This is a genomic window from Clostridium ljungdahlii (genome assembly GCF_001636845.1).
GTDB classification, from domain to species: domain Bacteria; phylum Bacillota; class Clostridia; order Clostridiales; family Clostridiaceae; genus Clostridium_B; species Clostridium_B ljungdahlii_A.
Window position 1 is genome coordinate 13970 of the sequence record NZ_LITT01000020.1, and the last position, 19709, is coordinate 33678.

16 protein-coding genes, 1 rRNA gene and 1 pseudogene are annotated in these 19709 nt (G+C 31.9%); 4 read left to right on the top strand and 14 right to left on the bottom strand.

Annotation, left to right across the window (positions count from 1 at the left end):
- Positions 1–144: 144 nt before the first annotated feature.
- The 3 genes from WY13_RS09435 (at position 145) to WY13_RS09445 (ending at position 2856) form a co-directional block, all read left to right on the top strand.
- Positions 145–579 (top strand): helix-turn-helix domain-containing protein, encoded by a 435-nt coding sequence (locus WY13_RS09435; RefSeq protein WP_063555430.1) that lies wholly within the window; start codon positions 145–147, stop codon positions 577–579.
- A 30-nt stretch (positions 580–609) separates the two neighbouring features.
- Entirely contained in the window at positions 610–1038 is a 429-nt protein-coding gene (locus WY13_RS09440; protein ID WP_063555431.1) for an ImmA/IrrE family metallo-endopeptidase, read from the top strand.
- 285 nt (positions 1039–1323) lie between these two features.
- Positions 1324–2856: a recombinase family protein gene (locus WY13_RS09445; RefSeq protein ID WP_063555432.1), complete on the top strand. Its 1533-nt coding sequence runs from the start codon at positions 1324–1326 to the stop codon at positions 2854–2856.
- Positions 2857–2858: 2 nt separating this feature from the next.
- Here WY13_RS09445 and WY13_RS09450 read toward each other — a convergent pair whose 3' ends face one another.
- From WY13_RS09450 to WY13_RS09510, 13 genes and pseudogenes are all read right to left on the bottom strand, one after another.
- Complete coding sequence (locus WY13_RS09450) at positions 2859–3773, bottom strand: LysM peptidoglycan-binding domain-containing protein (protein WP_242866426.1); 915 nt, start codon at positions 3771–3773, stop codon at positions 2859–2861.
- Between the two features lie 162 nt (positions 3774–3935).
- A complete protein-coding gene (gene garR, locus WY13_RS09455; RefSeq protein ID WP_063555433.1) occupies positions 3936–4820 on the bottom strand; it encodes a 2-hydroxy-3-oxopropionate reductase in 885 nt (294 codons plus the stop codon).
- 168 nt (positions 4821–4988) lie between these two features.
- Positions 4989–5666, bottom strand: a pseudogene (garD, locus tag WY13_RS21800) (galactarate dehydratase); the annotation flags it as partial.
- Between the two features lie 86 nt (positions 5667–5752).
- Complete coding sequence (locus WY13_RS21805; RefSeq protein ID WP_063555435.1) at positions 5753–6208, bottom strand: UxaA family hydrolase; 456 nt, start codon at positions 6206–6208, stop codon at positions 5753–5755.
- 146 nt (positions 6209–6354) lie between these two features.
- On the bottom strand, positions 6355–7497 hold the full coding sequence (locus WY13_RS09470) for a glycerate kinase family protein (protein WP_063555436.1): 1143 nt from the start codon (positions 7495–7497) through the stop codon (positions 6355–6357).
- A 317-nt stretch (positions 7498–7814) separates the two neighbouring features.
- Positions 7815–9155 (bottom strand): MFS transporter, encoded by a 1341-nt coding sequence (locus tag WY13_RS09475; RefSeq protein WP_063555437.1) that lies wholly within the window; start codon positions 9153–9155, stop codon positions 7815–7817.
- Between the two features lie 319 nt (positions 9156–9474).
- On the bottom strand, positions 9475–10824 hold the full coding sequence (gene gudD / locus WY13_RS09480; protein WP_063555438.1) for a glucarate dehydratase: 1350 nt from the start codon (positions 10822–10824) through the stop codon (positions 9475–9477).
- A 25-nt stretch (positions 10825–10849) separates the two neighbouring features.
- Positions 10850–12196, bottom strand: coding sequence for an enolase C-terminal domain-like protein (locus WY13_RS09485; protein WP_063555439.1), 1347 nt, complete (start codon positions 12194–12196; stop codon positions 10850–10852).
- A gap of 277 nt (positions 12197–12473) precedes the next feature.
- Entirely contained in the window at positions 12474–13553 is a 1080-nt protein-coding gene (locus WY13_RS09490) for an iron-containing alcohol dehydrogenase family protein (RefSeq protein WP_063555440.1), read from the bottom strand.
- 187 nt (positions 13554–13740) lie between these two features.
- Positions 13741–15189 (bottom strand): DASS family sodium-coupled anion symporter, encoded by a 1449-nt coding sequence (locus WY13_RS09495; RefSeq protein ID WP_063555441.1) that lies wholly within the window; start codon positions 15187–15189, stop codon positions 13741–13743.
- Positions 15190–15248: 59 nt separating this feature from the next.
- The gene (gene speE, locus WY13_RS09500; RefSeq protein WP_013239464.1) at positions 15249–16121 is read right to left on the bottom strand and encodes a polyamine aminopropyltransferase; all 873 of its coding nucleotides are present in this window, start codon (positions 16119–16121) and stop codon (positions 15249–15251) included.
- Between the two features lie 108 nt (positions 16122–16229).
- Positions 16230–17129: an aldo/keto reductase gene (locus WY13_RS09505; RefSeq protein ID WP_063555445.1), complete on the bottom strand. Its 900-nt coding sequence runs from the start codon at positions 17127–17129 to the stop codon at positions 16230–16232.
- Between the two features lie 34 nt (positions 17130–17163).
- The gene (locus WY13_RS09510) at positions 17164–18315 is read right to left on the bottom strand and encodes a sugar diacid recognition domain-containing protein (protein WP_063555442.1); all 1152 of its coding nucleotides are present in this window, start codon (positions 18313–18315) and stop codon (positions 17164–17166) included.
- A gap of 248 nt (positions 18316–18563) precedes the next feature.
- Between WY13_RS09510 and WY13_RS09515 the strand changes: the two genes are divergently transcribed.
- Positions 18564–19460, top strand: a complete 897-nt coding sequence (locus WY13_RS09515) for a dihydrodipicolinate synthase family protein (RefSeq protein WP_063555443.1) — start codon at positions 18564–18566, stop codon at positions 19458–19460.
- A gap of 122 nt (positions 19461–19582) precedes the next feature.
- Here the strand turns inward: WY13_RS09515 and rrf are convergent.
- Positions 19583–19699 (bottom strand): 5S ribosomal RNA (rrf, locus tag WY13_RS09520).
- Between the last annotated feature and the right edge of the window lie 10 nt (positions 19700–19709).

The window sequence follows — 19709 nt, forward strand, 5'->3', positions numbered from 1 at the left end:
TTTAATGCTCCTTCAGAGTACAACAGTATTAAATAATCATATTCCATTAGAGAATTGCTTTAAAAATCTCCCATTCATTATTGACTTTAATTCTCTGTCAGAATATAATGTATTCTATAAGAAAACATTAAGGAGATAAATAAAATGATTGGTAATAACATTAAAAAAATAAGACTAACTAATAAGTTAGGACTAAATGAAACTGCAAGAAAAGCTGGGATAAGTGCTGGTTACCTTAGTTCTTTAGAAAGAGGAGAAAAAAAGAATCCCTCTATGGATTCACTTCAAAAAATAGCAGATGCCTTAAATGTCTCTGTAAATGAGTTCTTTGACGAAAAAAATGATACCGATGGAGATGAATTCACTCCTACCCTTTCAGTGAAAGAACAGGAAAAATTGGATAAACAAGCTCAAGACATAGTAAATAATCTATCCATTTCTCTATCAAAAAATAAGAATTCTCTTGAGGATGAAGATTATAAAATTCTTGAAGCAAGTATAAACTCGGCACTACAATCTCTTACTTTAAAAAATAGGAAAAAGTATACACCTAAAAAGTATAGAAAAAACAAGAAATAGTTAAATTTCGTTTCAGGGGATGGGATAATTATGTTTATTGAAGAATATATTCAAAGGAAAGTAAAACGACTAATAAAAAAGGCTGGTACATCAAATCCTGAAGGAATTATTAAAACTAGGTTAAAGTCTGCAGACTTTAAATATGTTCCTCTTTGCAAAAATATAAACGGATATTATATATACATATCAGGTAAGAAAAAAATAATAAGAGTAAATTCTGAACTCAAGGGGGCTGAAAAACAATTTGTAGTACTACATGAAACAGGCCACTGCATATTGGATCACAGGGGTATAATTTTATTAGATAGGTCAAATTCAATAAGTAAATTAAAAGAGGAATATGATGCTGATTTGTTTGCTGCCTGCTCTTTTAAAATATATAATAACATAAATAAGTTTAACTTAAATAATATTTGTATGCCAGAATACATCAGGTCTTTAGTAAATAAATTTTTATAGACCAAATAAGTAAACGCTATAACTTTTAAATCTAAAAATTGCTGTCTTTAAATTTCATTTTCTTTTATCATTATTAATAATCACATTTTAAATATAAATACCTTCTATTAAACAAATAAACAAATGAAAATATAAAATAATTTTATACTTTACCTCAAAACTTGGCTTGGTAAATTTATTAAAGTTCAGCCATCTTTTATAAGTTCGTTAAACATGAATTTAGCGATGTTATTCACCATATTTCTTGTATTTACAAAAAATAATTATTCGAAAGGAGAATTTAAATTGTTAAGAATAGCTATATACAGCCGTAAATCTGTAGAAACAGATACAGGCGAAAGTATTAAAAATCAAATAGCAATTTGCAAAAGATATTTTGAAAGAGAAAATGAAAAATGTCGATTTGAAATATTTGAAGATGAGGGTTTTTCAGGTAAAAACACAGACAGACCTGACTTTAAGCGAATGATGCAGCTGGTTAAAATAAAACAATTCGATATAGTAGCCGTATACAAAGTGGATCGTATAGCTAGAAACATAGTTGATTTTGTTAATGTATTTGATAAACTTGAAAAATTAAATGTAAAACTTGTATCCGTAACTGAAGGTTTTGATCCTTCCACCCCTATCGGAAAAATGATGATGATGCTTTTAGCATCTTTTGCTGAAATGGAAAGAATGAACATAGCACAAAGAGTAAAAGATAACATGAAAGAACTCGCAAAATTGGGACACTGGAGTGGGGGTACCGTACCAACAGGATATTCAGTAGAAAAAGTAAAGGAAGGTGGCAAAGAAGTATCTTATTTAAAGAAAGAAAGAGAAGCTGGTGACGTAAAAGAAATGTTCAAAAAATATTCAGCAGGATATACCGCTTTTGAAATACATAAATATTTTAAACTTAAAGGCCTCAAATATAACCCTAAAACTATTTATGGTATTCTTACTAATCCAACTTATTTAGAAGCTACAAAACAGTCTGTTGAATATTTAATGAACAGTGGCTATACTGTCTATGGGGAACCAAACGGATGTGGATTCTTGCCATATAACCGTAGACCACGATACAATGGCATAAAGGGATGGAAAGATAAAAACAAATTGGTTGGTGTTTCCAAACATGAAGCAGTGGTAAATTTAGATTTATGGATTTCTGTGCAAAATCAACTGAAAGGAAAAACAGTCGCCCCCCATCCACATGAAAGCAGTTTCACCTTTCTTACAGGAGGAATAATGAAATGTAGATGTGGTTCTGGTATGGGAGTTTCCCCAAGTAGCCAAAGGAAAAATGGAACTAGAAGATATTATTTCACTTGCAGTGGGAAAAGATACAGGCAAGAAGGCTGTAATAACCTTTCACTAAGAGTAGATTATGCTGAAAATAAAATCAATACATTTCTTGAATGTATGAGCGATAAGAAAAAATTAGTGGAATACTGTAATAAAAATAGGAAAAAATCTACTGCAGTTTTTGATATAAAAACCATCAATAAAAAAATTGCTTCTAACAGTAAAGCAATAGAAAGTCTTGTAGATAAAATGATACTTCTTTCAAAAGATGCATCCAAGCCTTTAGTTGCAAGAATAGAAAATCTCACACAGGAAAACAATGCATTAAAGGAGGAGCGCTTAAAGCTTGAAAGGGAAAAATTATTTAGTGCAAATGATAAAGCAAATATTAATTTGCTTTACAATAGTATCAAACAGTTCTTGGTAACTGAGTCTATGGAAGAGAAAAGAAGATTATCTAAAATAATATTCGATAAAATCATATGGGATAGTGATAAGAATGAACTTCATGTCTTTCTAAAACAATGATACTAATTATTCTGGTCAGCACCACCTGACCAACCCCATTCGTAAGTCATTATTATTACAAAATCAACTATTCTGCCGTGAGCACTGTAATCGTGGGCTCCATGCCATGCACCAGCTTTTACATCATATGTTTTAGGTGCCAATGCAGTTCCGACTACATATCCCAGTGGGTGAAGCCTTGCTACTAATTTCTCAAGGAATCGGTTATACTTTGTTCTGTCTTCTGGTGGAATCCTTTCAAAATCTACTATAGTTCCATAATAACCTTTTCTCCTCATCATATCTATCATATTATTTATAAGATTATTCTGAGCTTTATCATCATTAAGGAAGCTTCCTATCAATTCAGTATCAAAATTTTTTCCAGATAAATTTGTAACTGAAAGTAGTGGTGCAACCCTATTATTTTTTCCAACCGCAATAATCGTTTCATCTCTAAGTGGAGTCAATCCCCCATCTGCAGTAATATGATGACTAAAAGGAGTTATATAAGTTAGATATGGTGCTGCATCAATTACAATTCTAGTTTCTTTTTCATCAGTAGAAGGTTGTATAAAACCATTTGTTTCAATAGTTCCATAGTTTTTGGATTTTTCAGGTATCCTAATTATCATACCTGGATAAATGGCAGAAGAACTTGACATGTTATTTAAATTTAGTATGCTGTTTACGGAAACTCCAAATTTTTGAGATATAGACCATAGTGAATCTCCTGCTTTAACCCTATAGGCTCTTTCCCTTGATGGAATTACAATTGATTGTCCAACTACTAAACTTTCCCTTGGATTGAGGTCGTTAGTCTTTATTATACTGTCCGGAGAAACTCCAAATTTTCTAGCTATAGACCATGTAGAATCCCCTGGACGGACTACATATATACTCAAATATATATACGCTCCTTTTTTATTTACTACCATTAGTTATTATATTCAATAGCTCTATTTCTGTTCTAAAATGCAAGTGAATATTTTAATTGCTTACTATAGAAATGATTTTTTATAATTATATGCATCTATCTTAAGATTAGTAAATATATGAAAAAGGAATCTAGCTAAAATTAAAACTAGATTCCTGCAAAATTATTTAGTTACTTCAACTTTTCCTAATTTCTCATAGAATTTTACTAGAGCAGAATGATCGCTTTGCCCTTCTCCATCTAAATGCAAGTTTCTAAGCATTTCTAATACTTGATTTGTAAGGAAAAGAGGTGCTCCTACTCCTGCTGCAGTTTCAACAGCATTCTTTAAATCTTTTATATGTAGGTCAATTTTGAATCCTGGTTTGAAATTTCTGTCTAGTACCATTGGAGCTTTAGCATCTAATACAGTACTTCCAGCTAGTCCTCCACGAATAGCATTGTATATTAATTCTGGAGATACTCCAGCTTTAGTTCCTAGTACAAAAGCTTCTGACATAGCTGCTATATTTAATGCAACAATTACCTGGTTTGCTAACTTTGTTACATTTCCTGCACCAACATCACCGCATAGTACTGCACTTGTACCCATCTTCAAAAGCAAATCTTTATATTTTTCAAAAACTTCTTTCTTTCCGCCTACCATCATAGATAAACTTCCATCAATAGCTTTTGGTTCTCCACCACTTACTGGAGCATCCAACATGTCAATTCCCTTTTCTTCTAATTTTTTGGCTATTTCTCTAGAAACAAGTGGTGCTATGGAACTCATATCAATAAATACAGAACCCTTTTTTATTCCCTCAATAACACCATTTTCTCCCAAGACAACTTCTTTAACCTGTGGAGAATTTGGAAGCATCGTTATTATAACATCACTTTTAGCTGCAACATCTTTTGGTGAAGCTCCTCTTTCAGCTCCTGCTTTTTCGAGTTCTTCTTCTGATGCCTTACTGCGATTATAAACTACAAGATCATAACCTGCTTTTATTAAATTCTTTGACATTGGTTTTCCCATTATTCCAAGTCCGATAAATCCTACTTTCATAAGTCAATCCTCCTGTATTTCTATTTTATAATAATATTATCATACCTTTGCATTTATCATTCAATGTTCATTTGCACAAATATAATTTATTACTAGCAAACTATTTTATATATATGCATAACATTTTATAATCTACATCCATCTACTATTTTGTCATCAAGGCAATTATCACGTAATTGGTGCAGGATTAAAAATTGATAGTGCATTATAAATTCCATGTACATCTGCATAAGTTTTTTTAGTTCCACTAGCTATATCTATTATCAATTTAAAAAGTTCTAAGCCAACCTCCTCAATTGTCTTTTCACCTGTGGCAATTCTACCTGCATCTAGATCGATTAAATCATTCCATTTTTCTTTAAGTGCCGTATTAGTTGAAACTTTTATAACAGGGGCAATCATTAAATTATATGTAGTGCCTCTTCCAGTAGTAAACACTTGTAAAGTCATACCTGATGATAATTGCATTGTCCCACAAACAAAATCACTTGCTGGTGTTGCAGCATAGGTCATACCTCTTTTTCTAATACGCTCTCCTGGAGATAATACATCCACTATGCTTGTACTACCTGATTTAGCTACCGATCCAAGTGCCTTATCTACAACATTTAAAAGTCCACCCTTTTTATTTCCTGGTGAAGGATTGGCATCTCTATCAACATGTGATTCGTCCAAATATTTATCATACCATTTCATTTCCTTAACAAGTTTTGCAAGTACTTCATCACTAACTGTTCTAGGTGCCAGCAAATGAACTGCATCCCTGATTTCAGTTACCTCAGAAAACATTACCTTTGCACCTGATCTAACTAATAAATCTGCTGCAAATCCTACTGCTGGGTTTGCCGTAACTCCTGAAAAAGCATCACTTCCCCCACACTGAAGCCCAACTACTAAATCAGATACAGGACATTTTGTTCTAACTCTTGAATTTAACTTTTTAAGTTTTTTTCTGCTCTTTTCATAATTTCATCAATCATTTTATCAAATCCAAAACATTCCTGCAGTACGACAAGATTTTCATCTTTTATTTCAGGAAAAAGTAATGTAGGTACTAATTTTTCACATCCAAGAGATACTGTCAGCATTTGACCACCAAAATTAGGATTTTTGGATAAATTTCTTATTGCCCTTATAGGGATTTCAGAGTTATCACCATGTATTGCAACACCACATCCATATAGATGATTCAAAGCTACAACAGCATCAACATTTTTGTACTTAGGTAAAAGCTCATTTCTGATTCTTTCTACTGCAACATTGACAACACCCTGTACGCATTGAACTGTTGTAGTTATTCCAAGTATATTTTTAGTTCCAACACTGCCATCTTCATTTTTATATCCCATAAATGTGTAACCTTGTAAGGGTTCATATTTATCAATCATTTTACCACTTTTTAATTCATCTAAGAAATGTGCCTTAGGTAGTCTAACTTCATCGTGTGCTACCCGACTTCCCTTTTTTAAATCTTTTTTTGCAAATCCAATTATTTCTCCATACCTAATAAAAGGTTCATCATATATGATTTTAACTATTTTACATTCATTAATCTTATTATATTTTCAACTGTTTTCTCTATATTTTCACTGCCTTTTTTTAGAGCACAGTCTAATGTGGTCACACCTCTAACAATACTAAAAATTGAATCTATACCCTTTTCATACAATACATCTATACCATTTTCAACACTGCCCGCCAGTGCTACTACAGGTTTATTGTATTTCTTTGCTATCATAGCTACTCCAATTGGAGTTTTTCCATATTGTGTTTGGAAATCTATACTACCTTCACCAGTAAAAACTATATCTGCTTGCTTAATTTTTTCTTCCAACTTAGAATATTCTATAACTATATCAATACCGTTTTTAAGTTCTCCTTTTAAGAAAACCATAAGTCCAGCTCCCAATCCACCAGCCGCACCTGCCCCAGGTATATTTAATACATCTACATTAATTTGTTCCTTAATTATCTTAGCATAATGCTTTAAGTTATCATCCAATACTTTAATCATTTCAGGAGTAGCTCCTTTTTGTGGTCCAAAGACATTAGAAGCCCCTTCTTTTCCACAGAGAGGATTAGTAACATCGCAAGCTACTTCTAATTTGACGTCCTTCAAGCGAACATCAAAATTTGTTAAATCAATTTTTTCTATTTTACCTAACTCACCGCCGCCAAATCCAATTTCCTTTCCATCTCTGTTCGTAAATTTTCCCCCTAGAGCTTGAATTGCACCTACACCACCATCATTAGTAGAGCTTCCCCCTATGCCAACTAACAATTTTTTTATATTGTGGTTTAAACAATCTCTTATCAATTGTCCTGTTCCATAAGTTGTTGTTATGAGCGGATTTCTCTTTTCTTTTGGCACCAGACCTATTCCGCTTGCACTGGCCATTTCTATAATACCTGTTTCGCCGTCTCCTAAAATACCATATTCAGCTTCTACTTCATCTCCAAGTGGTCCAATTACTTTTAATTTATATATATCTCCTCCTGTAGCATCAACAAGAGATTGCATTGTTCCCTCTCCCCCATCAGCCATAGGGACTTGTATACACTTAATATTTTTATTTACTTTTTTTATTCCCTTTTCCATAGCTTCACAAGCTTCTTTTGCAGTCATACTCTCTTTGAAGGAATCTGGTGCCAGCAAAATAGTAAAATCCTTTTTCATGTTTAAACCCTCCTATTGCCTAAAATCTATTCAAGAACTTAGCTTTTATATTGAAATTAACTCTTATTATTAAAAGCGTTTACTATTTTTTCAACTATTTTTTATTATTTATTTCTATTTTATTATTGTACTTTTTTACAAGTGAAACAATATTCAGTTGCACAAATATCATTTGCCTTTAATATTTTCTTTTTATCTATTTGCATAACTTATTTTTAATCCTAGTTCTTATGTATAAAAGAGGATTTGGCATTGAACTTAATATCAATGTCAAATCCTATGCCATAATAAAGGTCTTTGTTGTTACTTAACAACTTTCATATTTTGCTTGCATGAAACTTTTTACTTAATTCAACAGGTTCTACCTTATCTACTATAAACAGAAAAGCCAAAGCTCCAACAACAGCAACTGCAGAAGTATAATCCATAGCTAAATGGAAATTACCAGTTTTTTGATGTAAAACTCCAAAAATTATTGGACTAACTATACCAGATAAATTTCCACAAAGGTTAAGTACACCTCCAACTCTACCTATCATACTTTTAGGTAAAACATCACTTAGAGCTACCCATCCTAAGTTAGAAGCTGCATTTGCGAAAAATGCAATTGATAAAATAATTACAGCTACAATAGGTGTCTTTTCAAAGAAATTTGCTAAACATAAAATGGATGTAAAAAGTAATCCTGCAACTATTGGTATTTTACGAGCTACAGTCAATGATGTTTTTTTCAATAAATAATCACTTAAAAACCCTCCAAATAGAACTCCTGCCATGGCCATCATATAAGGTAATATTGCCATAAATCCTGCTTTTTGTATTGGTAATTTCAATCCTTTTTGAAGGTAAACTATAAACCATGTCATAAAAAAATATAAAGTAGATGCTATCGCAAATTGTGTAATAAAGATTCCCCACACTCTTCTTTGCTTTATTACATATAAAATTTCATCCAATGAAATCTTATCTTCCTTTTTTTCTCCAATTTCATTAGGATTGTAAGCACCGTTATTTTTTAAGTAATCTAATTCCTCTTGATTTATACGTTTACTGTCTTTAGGATCTCTGTATACAGCCAGCCATATGATACCAAAAACGATTGCAATTCCACCAGAAAGATAAAATACTGATTCCCAACTTATTTTAGCAACCATCATAGCCAATATAGGAGTAAATACTGCTAATCCTATGTATTGTGCGGATGAATAAATACTTATTGCTCTAGCCCTTTCATTACTTGGAAACCAAAGTGCAGCTATTTTTGTATTGCTCGGGAAAGCAGGTCCTTCAGCTATTCCAATTAATATTCTACAAACTATAAGTACCATAAATGAAGCACCAATACCTGCAAACAATCCCTGTGAACTAAATGCCATAGCAAATGTGAAAAATCCCCACAGTACCATAGCTCCACCATATAAGAATCTTGCTCCTATTTTATCTAATATCATTCCAACTGGTATTTGAACTATAACATAAGACCATGTAAATGCTGAAAATAAAACTCCTAACTGGGTAGAATTTATTTTCAGCTGTTTTTGAATTGCAGTACCTGCAACTGATAAATTAGCTCTATCAAGATATGTTATTGCAACAGCCACAAAAAGCATTAACAATATCAAAAAACGTACTTTTGTAGGTTTTTTTTCTGTATACATATTTTCATTCCTCCACGATTGTTTAATAATTAACTTATTATTTACCTAGGTTACTTTAATGTCTTAAGACTTTTATAAATGTTTACAAGTTTATTATCATATTTTTCGACATTTCATTCAATGTTCAGCTGCACAAATTTAAATCGTTATCAGGGGCGTTTTTTCATATATATGCATAACTTTTTCAACTCATATTTATAAGCAAAGCTAGCTTCAATACAGAGATAACGTATTAATAATTATACTTTCACATAAACACATATAAATTTAGGACTGCTGCACTAATATTTAGTACAGCAGTCCTAAACGAAAGCATATTTTACCTTACTAAACAAGGACGTTTATTGTTAAACTTCCAACCTGGAATTAAAAATTGCATAGCAGCTGAATCATCACGTGCTCCCAATGACATTTTTGTATATAATTCATTAGCTTTCTTGACTTGTTCCATATCTATCTCTACACCCAAGCCTGGTTTATCTGGAATATCTATCATACCACCTACGATCTTAAATGGATCTTTAGTCAAATACTGACCATCCTGCCATATCCAGTGTGTATCAATTGCAGTTACATTTCCTGGAGCTGCAGCTGCTGTTTGAGCATACATCGCAAGTGAAATATCAAAATGATTATTTGAATGTGAGCCCCAGGTAAGTCCAAAATCTCTACAAGTTTGCGCTACTCGCACTGAACCTTCCATTGTCCAAAAATGTGGATCAGCTAAAGGAATATCTACTGAATGCAGCTGAAGAGAATGTACCATCTGCCTCCAGTCCGTAGCTATCATATTAGTAGCAGTAGGCAAATCAACAGCTCTCCTAAATTCAGCCATGACCTCACGCCCTGAAAAACCATTTTCAGCTCCACAAGGATCTTCGGCATAAGCTAAAACTCCTTTTATATTTTTGCACAAATTTATAGCTTCATCTAATGACCATGATCCATTTGGATCAAGAGTTATACGAGCATCTGGAAAACGCTTAGCCAGAGCTGTTACAGCTTCTATTTCCTTTTCTCCATCTAATACTCCACCTTTCAATTTAAAGTCCCTAAATCCATATCGTTCCTGTGCCGCTTCTCCCAGTCTTACAACGGCTTCTGGAGTCATTGCTTCTTCAATACGCAATCGTGACCAATTATCCTTTGAATCAGGTTCACTTACATAAGGTAAATTTGTTTTTTTCCTATCACCTACAAAGAATAAATATCCCAAAACTTTAACTGATTTTCTCTGCTGACCTTCACCTAATAATTCGCAGGCTGGTACATTAAGAAATTTTCCCATTAAATCAAGTAATGCTGCTTCTATTGCAGTAGCTGCATGTATAGTAGTACGCAAATCAAATGTCTGAAGTCCACGTCCACCATCATCCCTAGATGAAAAGGTTTCTTTTAGATTTCTAATTATTGATTTGTATTTTCCAATACTTTGTCCCACAACTAACGACTTTGAATCCTCTATTGTCTTACGTATAGCTTCACCTCCTGGCACTTCTCCAATACCAGTATTTCCTGCGTTATCCTTTAAAATTACAATATTACGTGTAAAAAATGGTCCGTGTGCTCCACTTAAATTAAGTAACATACTATCATGCCCTGCTACAGGAATAACTTGTAGATCAGTAACAACAGGTGTATTCTTTATCATATTTTTACTGTCACTCATGTTCTAACCTCCATAATATAGCATTTTACCTTACCATACATGGTTTTTTACTATCAAACTTCCAATCTTTTATTAAATACTGCATGGATATAGAGTCATCTCTATCCCCACAACTCATTTTAGTATATAACTCATTAGCTTTCATAACCTTGTCCATATCAACTTCCAAACCAAGCCCTGGCTTTTTAGGAAGTTCTATCAATCCATTAGATATTTTATATGGAGTTTTAGTTAAGTACTGTCCATCCTGCCAAATCCAATGAGTATCCATTGATGTAATTTCTCCTGGGGCTGCGGCAGCAACTTGAGTAAACACTGCTAATGATATATCAAAGTGATTATTTGAATGTGAACCCCAAGTATATCCCCATTCATTACATATTTGTGCCGCACGTACTGCACCATTCATTGTCCAAAAATGAGGATCTGCTAAAATTATGTCAAGTGAATTTAATGAAAGGCAATGACCAAACTGGCGCCAATCTGTTGCTATCATATTTGTGGCTACTCTTAGCCCTGTAGCTCTCTTAAACTCAGTCATAATCTCTCTTCCTGAAAAACCTTTTTCTGGCCCACAAGGATCTTCAGCATAAGATAAAGCTGTGCCAGCATCCTTGCATAACCTTATAGCTTCTTTTAAAGACCATGCCCCATTAGGATCTATATTGACATTAGCATCTGGAAATTCTTTAGCTAAAGCTTTTATAGTTTCTATCTCTTTTTCTCCTTCAAATACTCCTCCCTTTAATTTAAAATCTTTTACTCCATAACGTTCTTTTACCGCATGGGCCTCTTCAATAATATCTTCTACAGTTACCATTCTCTTTCTTCTTATTTTAAACCATGAGTCCTTGCTATTGCTTTCATCAATATATGATAAATTCGTTTTATTCTTATCTTCTACATAGAATAAATAACCAAGCATCCTTACAGCATCTCTTTGCTTACCATCTCCAAGTAAAGATGCTACCGGGAGATCCATATATTGTCCTAATAAATCCAGTAATGCAGATTCAACAGCAGTTTCAGCATGAACCACAAAACGCAAGTTTTTTAAATCAAGCTCTTGGATACCTTCCCCGTTATTTTGATCTGCACCCCAAATCTTATTTTTTAATTCATATATTATACCCTTATAATCACCTATATGTTTGCCTATAACAAATGGCTTATAATTTTCCAAAGCCTTTCTAATATGCTCTCCTCCATGTATTTCACCAAGCCCTGTATTACCTGAATTATCTTTTATAATAACTATATTTCTTGTAAAAAATGGTGCATGAGCTCCACTTAATGTTAATGACATACTGTCATATCCTGCTACTGGAATAACTTTCATATCTGTTACAATAGGTGTACCTTTACTACTCATATTAAATCTCCTCCAAATTCTGTATTTCTATAAAATATGAATCATTTACATATATCCATAAAATTAATACAATTAAAAAACACCTCAAAGTTTCAATTCGGATTAGCATGAATTTAAAATATTAAGAAAACATACTAATAATATCTAAATACTTTTCAATCTAATTATCATATTTTTTTATCTTTCCTTCAATGTTCATATGAATAAATTTCAATCGTTATCAAAGTCACTTTTTTATATATATGCATAAATATTTTTCAGAGAAAAGTTTTACATATTAAGGAACAATAGATTGCATACTATTCAAAATTAACTTTTTATCCTCTTCACCACATTTTATTTTACTGGCAACATATTGAGCAATAATCCTCAAATTTTTCTCCGCAGCATCTAATTGTATATCTCTTAATGTAGTCGGCAAATTAATGGATCGTAAAAAATTTTTATATTGCTCAATCTCAGCATTTGAACATCCATTAATTTTCATTTGAAGTAATACTCCTAAAGAAACTAATTCTCCATGAAAAAACTTAGCTTGTTGTTCTTTAAAAAACTTAGTTATGCAATTATAGAAATAATGTGCAATTGCCGACTGATTTCCGCTATTAGCTAAGGATGATGTCATTCCAGTTAGTACAATATTAGCACAAACCATATCCTCTACTTCCTGTGAATTACAATTATCCTTTACATCCTTTACAGCCTTTCTGCTCATTTCTATATATTTGTCCCAGGTAAATTTTACCACCTGCATAGCTAAAGACATTGAACTTGATTTCTTTAACTTGGAACAAGATGCCATTCTAAACTGAATTTCTGGATACTTTGCCATTCCATTTCCTATTCCAGCCGCCAGCATACGAGAAGGACACTTTTTAGCAATAATATTTGTATCTATAATTACACAATCTACTTTATGTTTGAGAAACATATTATCCAGTACCACTCCATCATCAGAGTATATTACACTAAGACTAGAATAACCTGCACATTGTGCTGCAGTAGTTGGTATTGTAACAATTTTTTTACTAAAAATATCAGCTGCAGCTTTAGCTGTATCTAATACCGTTCCTCCTCCAATGCCTATAATAACATTAGCATTAAATTCATTTGCCTCTTCCCCAATACGATTTATCTGTGCTATTGTGCAATAGCCACTAAATATATGTACCTTATAATCGATTCCTTCACTTTTCAGGCTTTGTTCTATTTTATCAAAGGAAACTCTAAGTGCAGTTTGCCCTCCAATAATAAAGGCTCTTTTTCCCAATTGTTTGACTTCTCTTCCAACAGCTTCAAGTCCACCAGAAGTTTGAATGTATTTACTGATAAGCCCAATACTATTCTCCTTACACATTCTAATACCTCCTCTACTCTCTTCCAATATAATCATCATATTTTTTCAAAGTAATATCAATATTCAATTGCATAAATAGTCATAGTTATCACTTCTTGTTTTTATGTAATTGCATAGTGCCTTGCTTAAAAATATATAATCTCTCATAACAGAGGTTTAGAACTTAAAAAACTTTATAAATAGATTCTTAATATATTCCAATCAATTTCCACCATAACATCCCAATTCCAATGAGAATTAAAAGATGTGCTATTGAGACGCAAAAACCTACAAACCACCATTTCCTTTGCTTAACATATCCTCCCGAAAAATAAACTCCTCCTTGTGCTAATCCATAATGAGTAAGTCCAGAACTTAAAGCTGATATGTTAACTAGTAAAAATATAGATACTATTGTTGGAGTTCCAGCACTTAATAATATGGTTAGAAAGGCTGAAAATAGGGCAGTAAAGTGTACTGTATTGCTTGCAAACAAGTAATGCAAATAATACATTATAATACATACTATAATTAGTGTAAGCATCCATGATTTTGTATATATGCCGCCTCTTACTATGCTGCTTATCCACTTAATAACTCCTAATTTGTTTAATTGACCTGCCATCATCATAAATGCTCCTAGCCATACAAGTAAATTCCATATTTCTTTTTTGCCAGTGAACTCTTCCCAGGACACAATCCCTGTAGAAATTAATATTATGAGTCCTAAGACTCCTACAGTTGTAACATCTAAATTTATCTTATTACCAATGATCCAAAGGAAAACTACTATTGCAAATACAAAAATCATTAGTTTCTCTGATTTACTTATAGGTCCTAATTCTTCTAATTTTTTATCCATCAATTCTTTAACATTGTCCATCTTTTTTATTTCTGGAGGACATAAAAAATAAATGATTATAGGTATAACTATAAAAGCTATCAACGATGGGAGTAATGCCATTAAAAACCACATACCAAAAGTTATATTCTCTTTTACTCCCAAATCTCTAGCCATAGTAATTGCTAGTAAATTTACAACCGAAGATGTCATAAATAGAGAAGATGAAATAAGATTACTATGTAGTGCCGTAAGCATTAAAAATTCTCCTGCTTTTTTCTCAGTTCCATCTCCAACTTCTGATCCATAAGCTCTTGATAAAGATTTTGCAATAGGAAACACTATTCCACAAGACCTAGAAGCAGAGCTTGGAATCAACATAGACAATATAATTTCACATATAACCAGAGAATATCCTGCCCCTATAGTTTTCTTACCTATCTTCTTAATAAGATTATAGGCAATCCTTTTGCCAAGTCCTGTTTTAGTTATCCCTATAGAAAGACAATCAGCACATACAATCAGCCAAATAACTCCTTCTGCATAGGACGAAAATGCTGTTTTTACTGTAATAATATGTGTGGAAGTTAAAATGAATATGCCTATAAAGGATGCTAGTCCAAGTGATACAGCACCTAAAGCACAGGCAACTATAATAGCAATAAACACTGCCAAGAGGTACCATCCATTTCTAGGTACCATATTGGGTTTAGGTATAAAACAAATTAGTACTCCAATTAAAATTGATATTAGTAAAGGTTTTAATTTAACTGGAGAATTAAATTTAATTGCCTTCAAATTTAAACTATCTACCATATAATCCTCCCCAAATAAATTTAGCTAACATAACAATGTTAGCTAAATTTATTATATCTTTATTTTAAATCACTTATGAAATTTGGAAGGTCAAAGCAGGACTTTACAATTTGTTTTGTTAAATAACGGGTATTTAAAGGCAATCTATCTACATCTATATTGCAAGGGTCATAGACATCTGAGGCCATTGTAAAGCTCCACAATCCTCCAGGATAAGTAGGAACAAAAGCTACATATGTTTTTACAATTTTAAAGTTATCCTTTAATATTTTTCTCGTACTTTCAATTATATCACGATGAAGCATTGGGGATTCACTTTGACATACCATTACTCCGTCAGAATTTAATGTTTTTTTCACATTTTTATAAAATTCTTCTCCAAATAAATCTTTGGCAGGTCCCTCTGGATCTGGTGAATCAACTACTATTACATCATATTTAATATCTGTGTTTTTTACATATTGAACTCCATCTCCAAATTTGAAATTCACCCTTTTATCAAAATTTGCTCCTCCACTTATCTTTGGAAGAAACTTTATACATTCCCTTGTTACTATTTCATCCAGCTCAACCATATCAATTGTTTTAAGTTCTTCATACTTTGAAAGTTCACGCACTGCCCCGCAATCTCCTCCACCAATTACCAAAACCTTTTCTGGTTTTTTATGTGTAAGTACTGGAATATGGGTTATCATCTCATTGTATATAAACCCATCTGCAGAAGTGGACTGCATTATTCCATCTAGTGCAAGACATGGGCCAAATGCCGCAGTGTCAATCAAAGCTATCTCTTGATAGGGGGATTTCAAATAAGAAAGTACCTTGTTAACTTTATAAGTGATTTTTAAATTTTTTTTCTCAACTTCAAACTCCTCAAACCACAGTTCGCCATCAACCTCTTTGAAATACTTTGGTAATTGATTTATTTTCATAATACTCCCTCCGTTATGATAAATATTTATATATCTGAATAAAGTTTTACTCGATTAATTATAACTAAAACGAAGATGTATTTCAAAGATTAATTCAAATAAAAATTTTTAAAGTACATCCAAAGTTAATTTTCTAGTAGGCTTCGGAAATATCCTGTCAAGTTCAATTAAATCTTCTTTAGATAAAACAATTGATCCAGCTTTTGCATTTTCTATTACGTGTTCCTCACAGGAAGCTTTAGGAATTGCAATAACATCCTTTGTCCTTATACTCCAAGCTAAAAGTATCTGTAATGGCTTTGCATTATACTTTTTTGCCATATTTATTAAAATAGGATTATCTAATAACTGTCTTCTCAGTTTACCACCTTTGGCAATTGGACAATACGCCATAATTGGCATGTTGTACTTTCTCTGCCATGGCAGTAAATCAAATTCAATTCCTCTTGACCCCAGGTGATATAATACCTGATTAACCATGCAATTTTCCCCATCTTTACAGCTTAAAAATTCTTTCATATCTTCTGTATCTAGGTTTGATACTCCCCATCTTAATATCTTTCCCTGCTTTTTCAATTTTTCCATGCCTTTTATAGTTTCTTCAAAAGGCACACTTCCTCTCCAATGCAAAAGATACAAATCTAAATGATCCGTATTCAATCTTCTTAAACTATTTTCACAAGCAGTAACTATATTTGAAAATCCTGCATTGTGTGGATATACTTTAGATACAATAAATAGCTTGTCTCTAATGTCCTTTATTGCCTCACCTACTAAAACTTCAGAACCGCCATCTCCATACATTTCTGCTGTATCTATAAGTGTCATTCCAAGCCTTATTCCCATTCTAAGAGTTTCTATTTCCCTTTTTCTCGTTTGTGAATTTTCACCTAGATACCATGTGCCTTGTCCTAATGCTGGTACTAAAGTTCCATCTGGCAATTTTACCAGCCTTTTCTGATTTGCATTTCTAATCTTTTCTATTTCTTCATCACTTATTAAACTCAAAATATCAATTCCTTTCTTTGCATAATTATAGCCATTAGTTTTTATTAGTTTTAAAATTAATAATAGAGCAGTACAGCCAAAATAAATCAATATAATTTTTAGGATTCATATTAGTAATCTTATATATTTTGTTAAGGCGATAATTAAGGGTATTTCTATGTATGAATAATTTATTTGATACTTTATTTAACTCTCCATTTTCTTCTATAAAAACTTTTAGTGTTTCTCTTAATTCACCGTTCTTATCATTTAGTTCAATTAATCTATAAGAATCCTTTAATTCATTGACTTTCCATTGTGCGTTATCCTGAAAAAATAGCATCTCATACTTCAATACATCAAAAATGTATACGTTATTATTAGGATGACTTTTTTCTCCAAATAAAAGTGTTTCTCTAGCTATTTCATAGGATTTATGCATATCACTTAGTTTAGTATATACCTTTCCAACAGATATTTTCACATCAGTATTAGTTTGATTTTGTATTTTCTCATAAATCCCCTCTATTCTATCCTTACAAGTTATAGCCTTATATTTTATATTTGGACACTTATATAATAAAACGATAGTCTTTGAGTCAATAACTGCTACTAATGATTCTTTAAGAGTACCCTCCAAAATTGACACTATATTTTTTAATATATCCAAATCTTTTCTATTTGAAATTTGTTTAAAATTAACCTGTATAATAAAAATAGTCATAGGATAATTAGAAGCTATTTTAAATTTTTTAGTATACTTTTCAAGCAAACGAAATGATCCCTGATCATTTTTAATAAGTGAAAGTATCATATCTTCTTTAACCCTGTTGCTCCATTCAAGTTCCTTCATAACATAAGCTTGTTCTATTATCATTTCTGCCGTCATTTTGATGAGCTTACCATAGCCTATAACCTCATCTCTTTTTCCTGTAATACCTATTACTCCTACAATTTCATGTTCAAATTCAATAACTATATTTGTGCCCTGCTCTACTCCATTCAATTTTCTACATTGATTTTCATCAATACTGAATTCAGATTTTCTTCCAATTGCAAGAACTGCACCCTCATGAACACTTCCTATTCTATCTTTATTACCCGATGCTATTATAATACCTTGTTTATTCATTATATTAATATTTTTATTCACGGCTTTCATAGTTCTATCCACTATTTCTTCAGCCAATTTGGTGCTAATCTCCATTTAATCTTCCTCCTGACTATATAATAAGAGTAAATCTTATTCTGCTACAATGTGCACATAAATGAAAATGTTTAACTGATAACGATTAATATTTGTGCAATTGAACATTGTTATATATTACTATAAATACGATAATGATGTTGTAAGATTATTCATTTAAAATTAGTATTATTATAATTGTAATATAAAAAAGTTAATATTTCTAATTTAATAGGAGTATTATACTAAAACTTGGGAGGAATTGTATTATGTTAAAAGGTGTTTTTACACCAATGATAACTATTTTTGATGAAAATGGTCAATTTGACAGTAAATCAAATAGAGCTATGATTGAAAAATTAATTTCTGATGGAATATATGGAATATGTATACTAGGAACTACAGGTGAATTTTTTAATTTAACTTTTGAGGAAAAGAAACAGTACATAAAATTTGCATCAGAAGTTATAGATGGAAGAGTTAAACTAATAGTTGGCACAGGTAGTACCAATTTAAAAGAAGTTATTGAACTGGGTAAATTTGCAGAAGAAAATAATGCAGATGCAATATTGGTTTTACCTCCATTTTACTTTAAGCTAGATGACAATCATGTTTTTGAGTATTTCTCCATTATAGCAGAGAATACAAATTTGCCTATGATATTATACAATATTCCTCAAAATACAAAGGTGAATTTATCTCCAGATTTAGTCTTAAAATTAGCTAATAAATATGAAAACATAGCAAATGGCGGTGTAAAAGATACTACTCCAGCCCTAGCTAATGTAAGAAATTTTGTAGAAAAGGTTAAAAGTGTCCATAAAAACTTTGCTGTTTTCTCTGGAATCGATGAATACCTTATACCAAACCTTATAATAGGTGGAAATGGTATTGTAGGAACTCAAACTAATACTCAAGCAAAATTAATGGTTGAAACTTATAAAACTTTTATGAATAAAGATTTTGATAAATTGCTATTACTTCAAAAAAGAATAAATAAGATTATGGCTGTACGTGAAATACCTGGCAGCAACAATATATTGTCTACAAAAACTGCGGCAAGTATAGCACTTGATATGGATTTCAACACTTCTATAAGATACTATGATATAAAGCTTCCTAAAGAAACTAAAGATAGGATCGAAAGAATTGTTAAACAAAAATAATATATTTGTGATTAAAAAAGAAATGAAAGTATTAATCTTTCATTTCTTTTTTAATTTTTACTTTTAAGCATATACTTAAATACCCATTGCATAGAACGTTCTATACAATGGGTACCTTACTTACCTGGCAGCGACCTATTCTCCCACAGGGCCTCCCCTGCAGTACCATCGGCACTCTGAAGCTTAACCTTCCTGTTCGGTATGGAAAGGGGTGTTACCTTCACGTCATTACCACCAGATCTATTATCG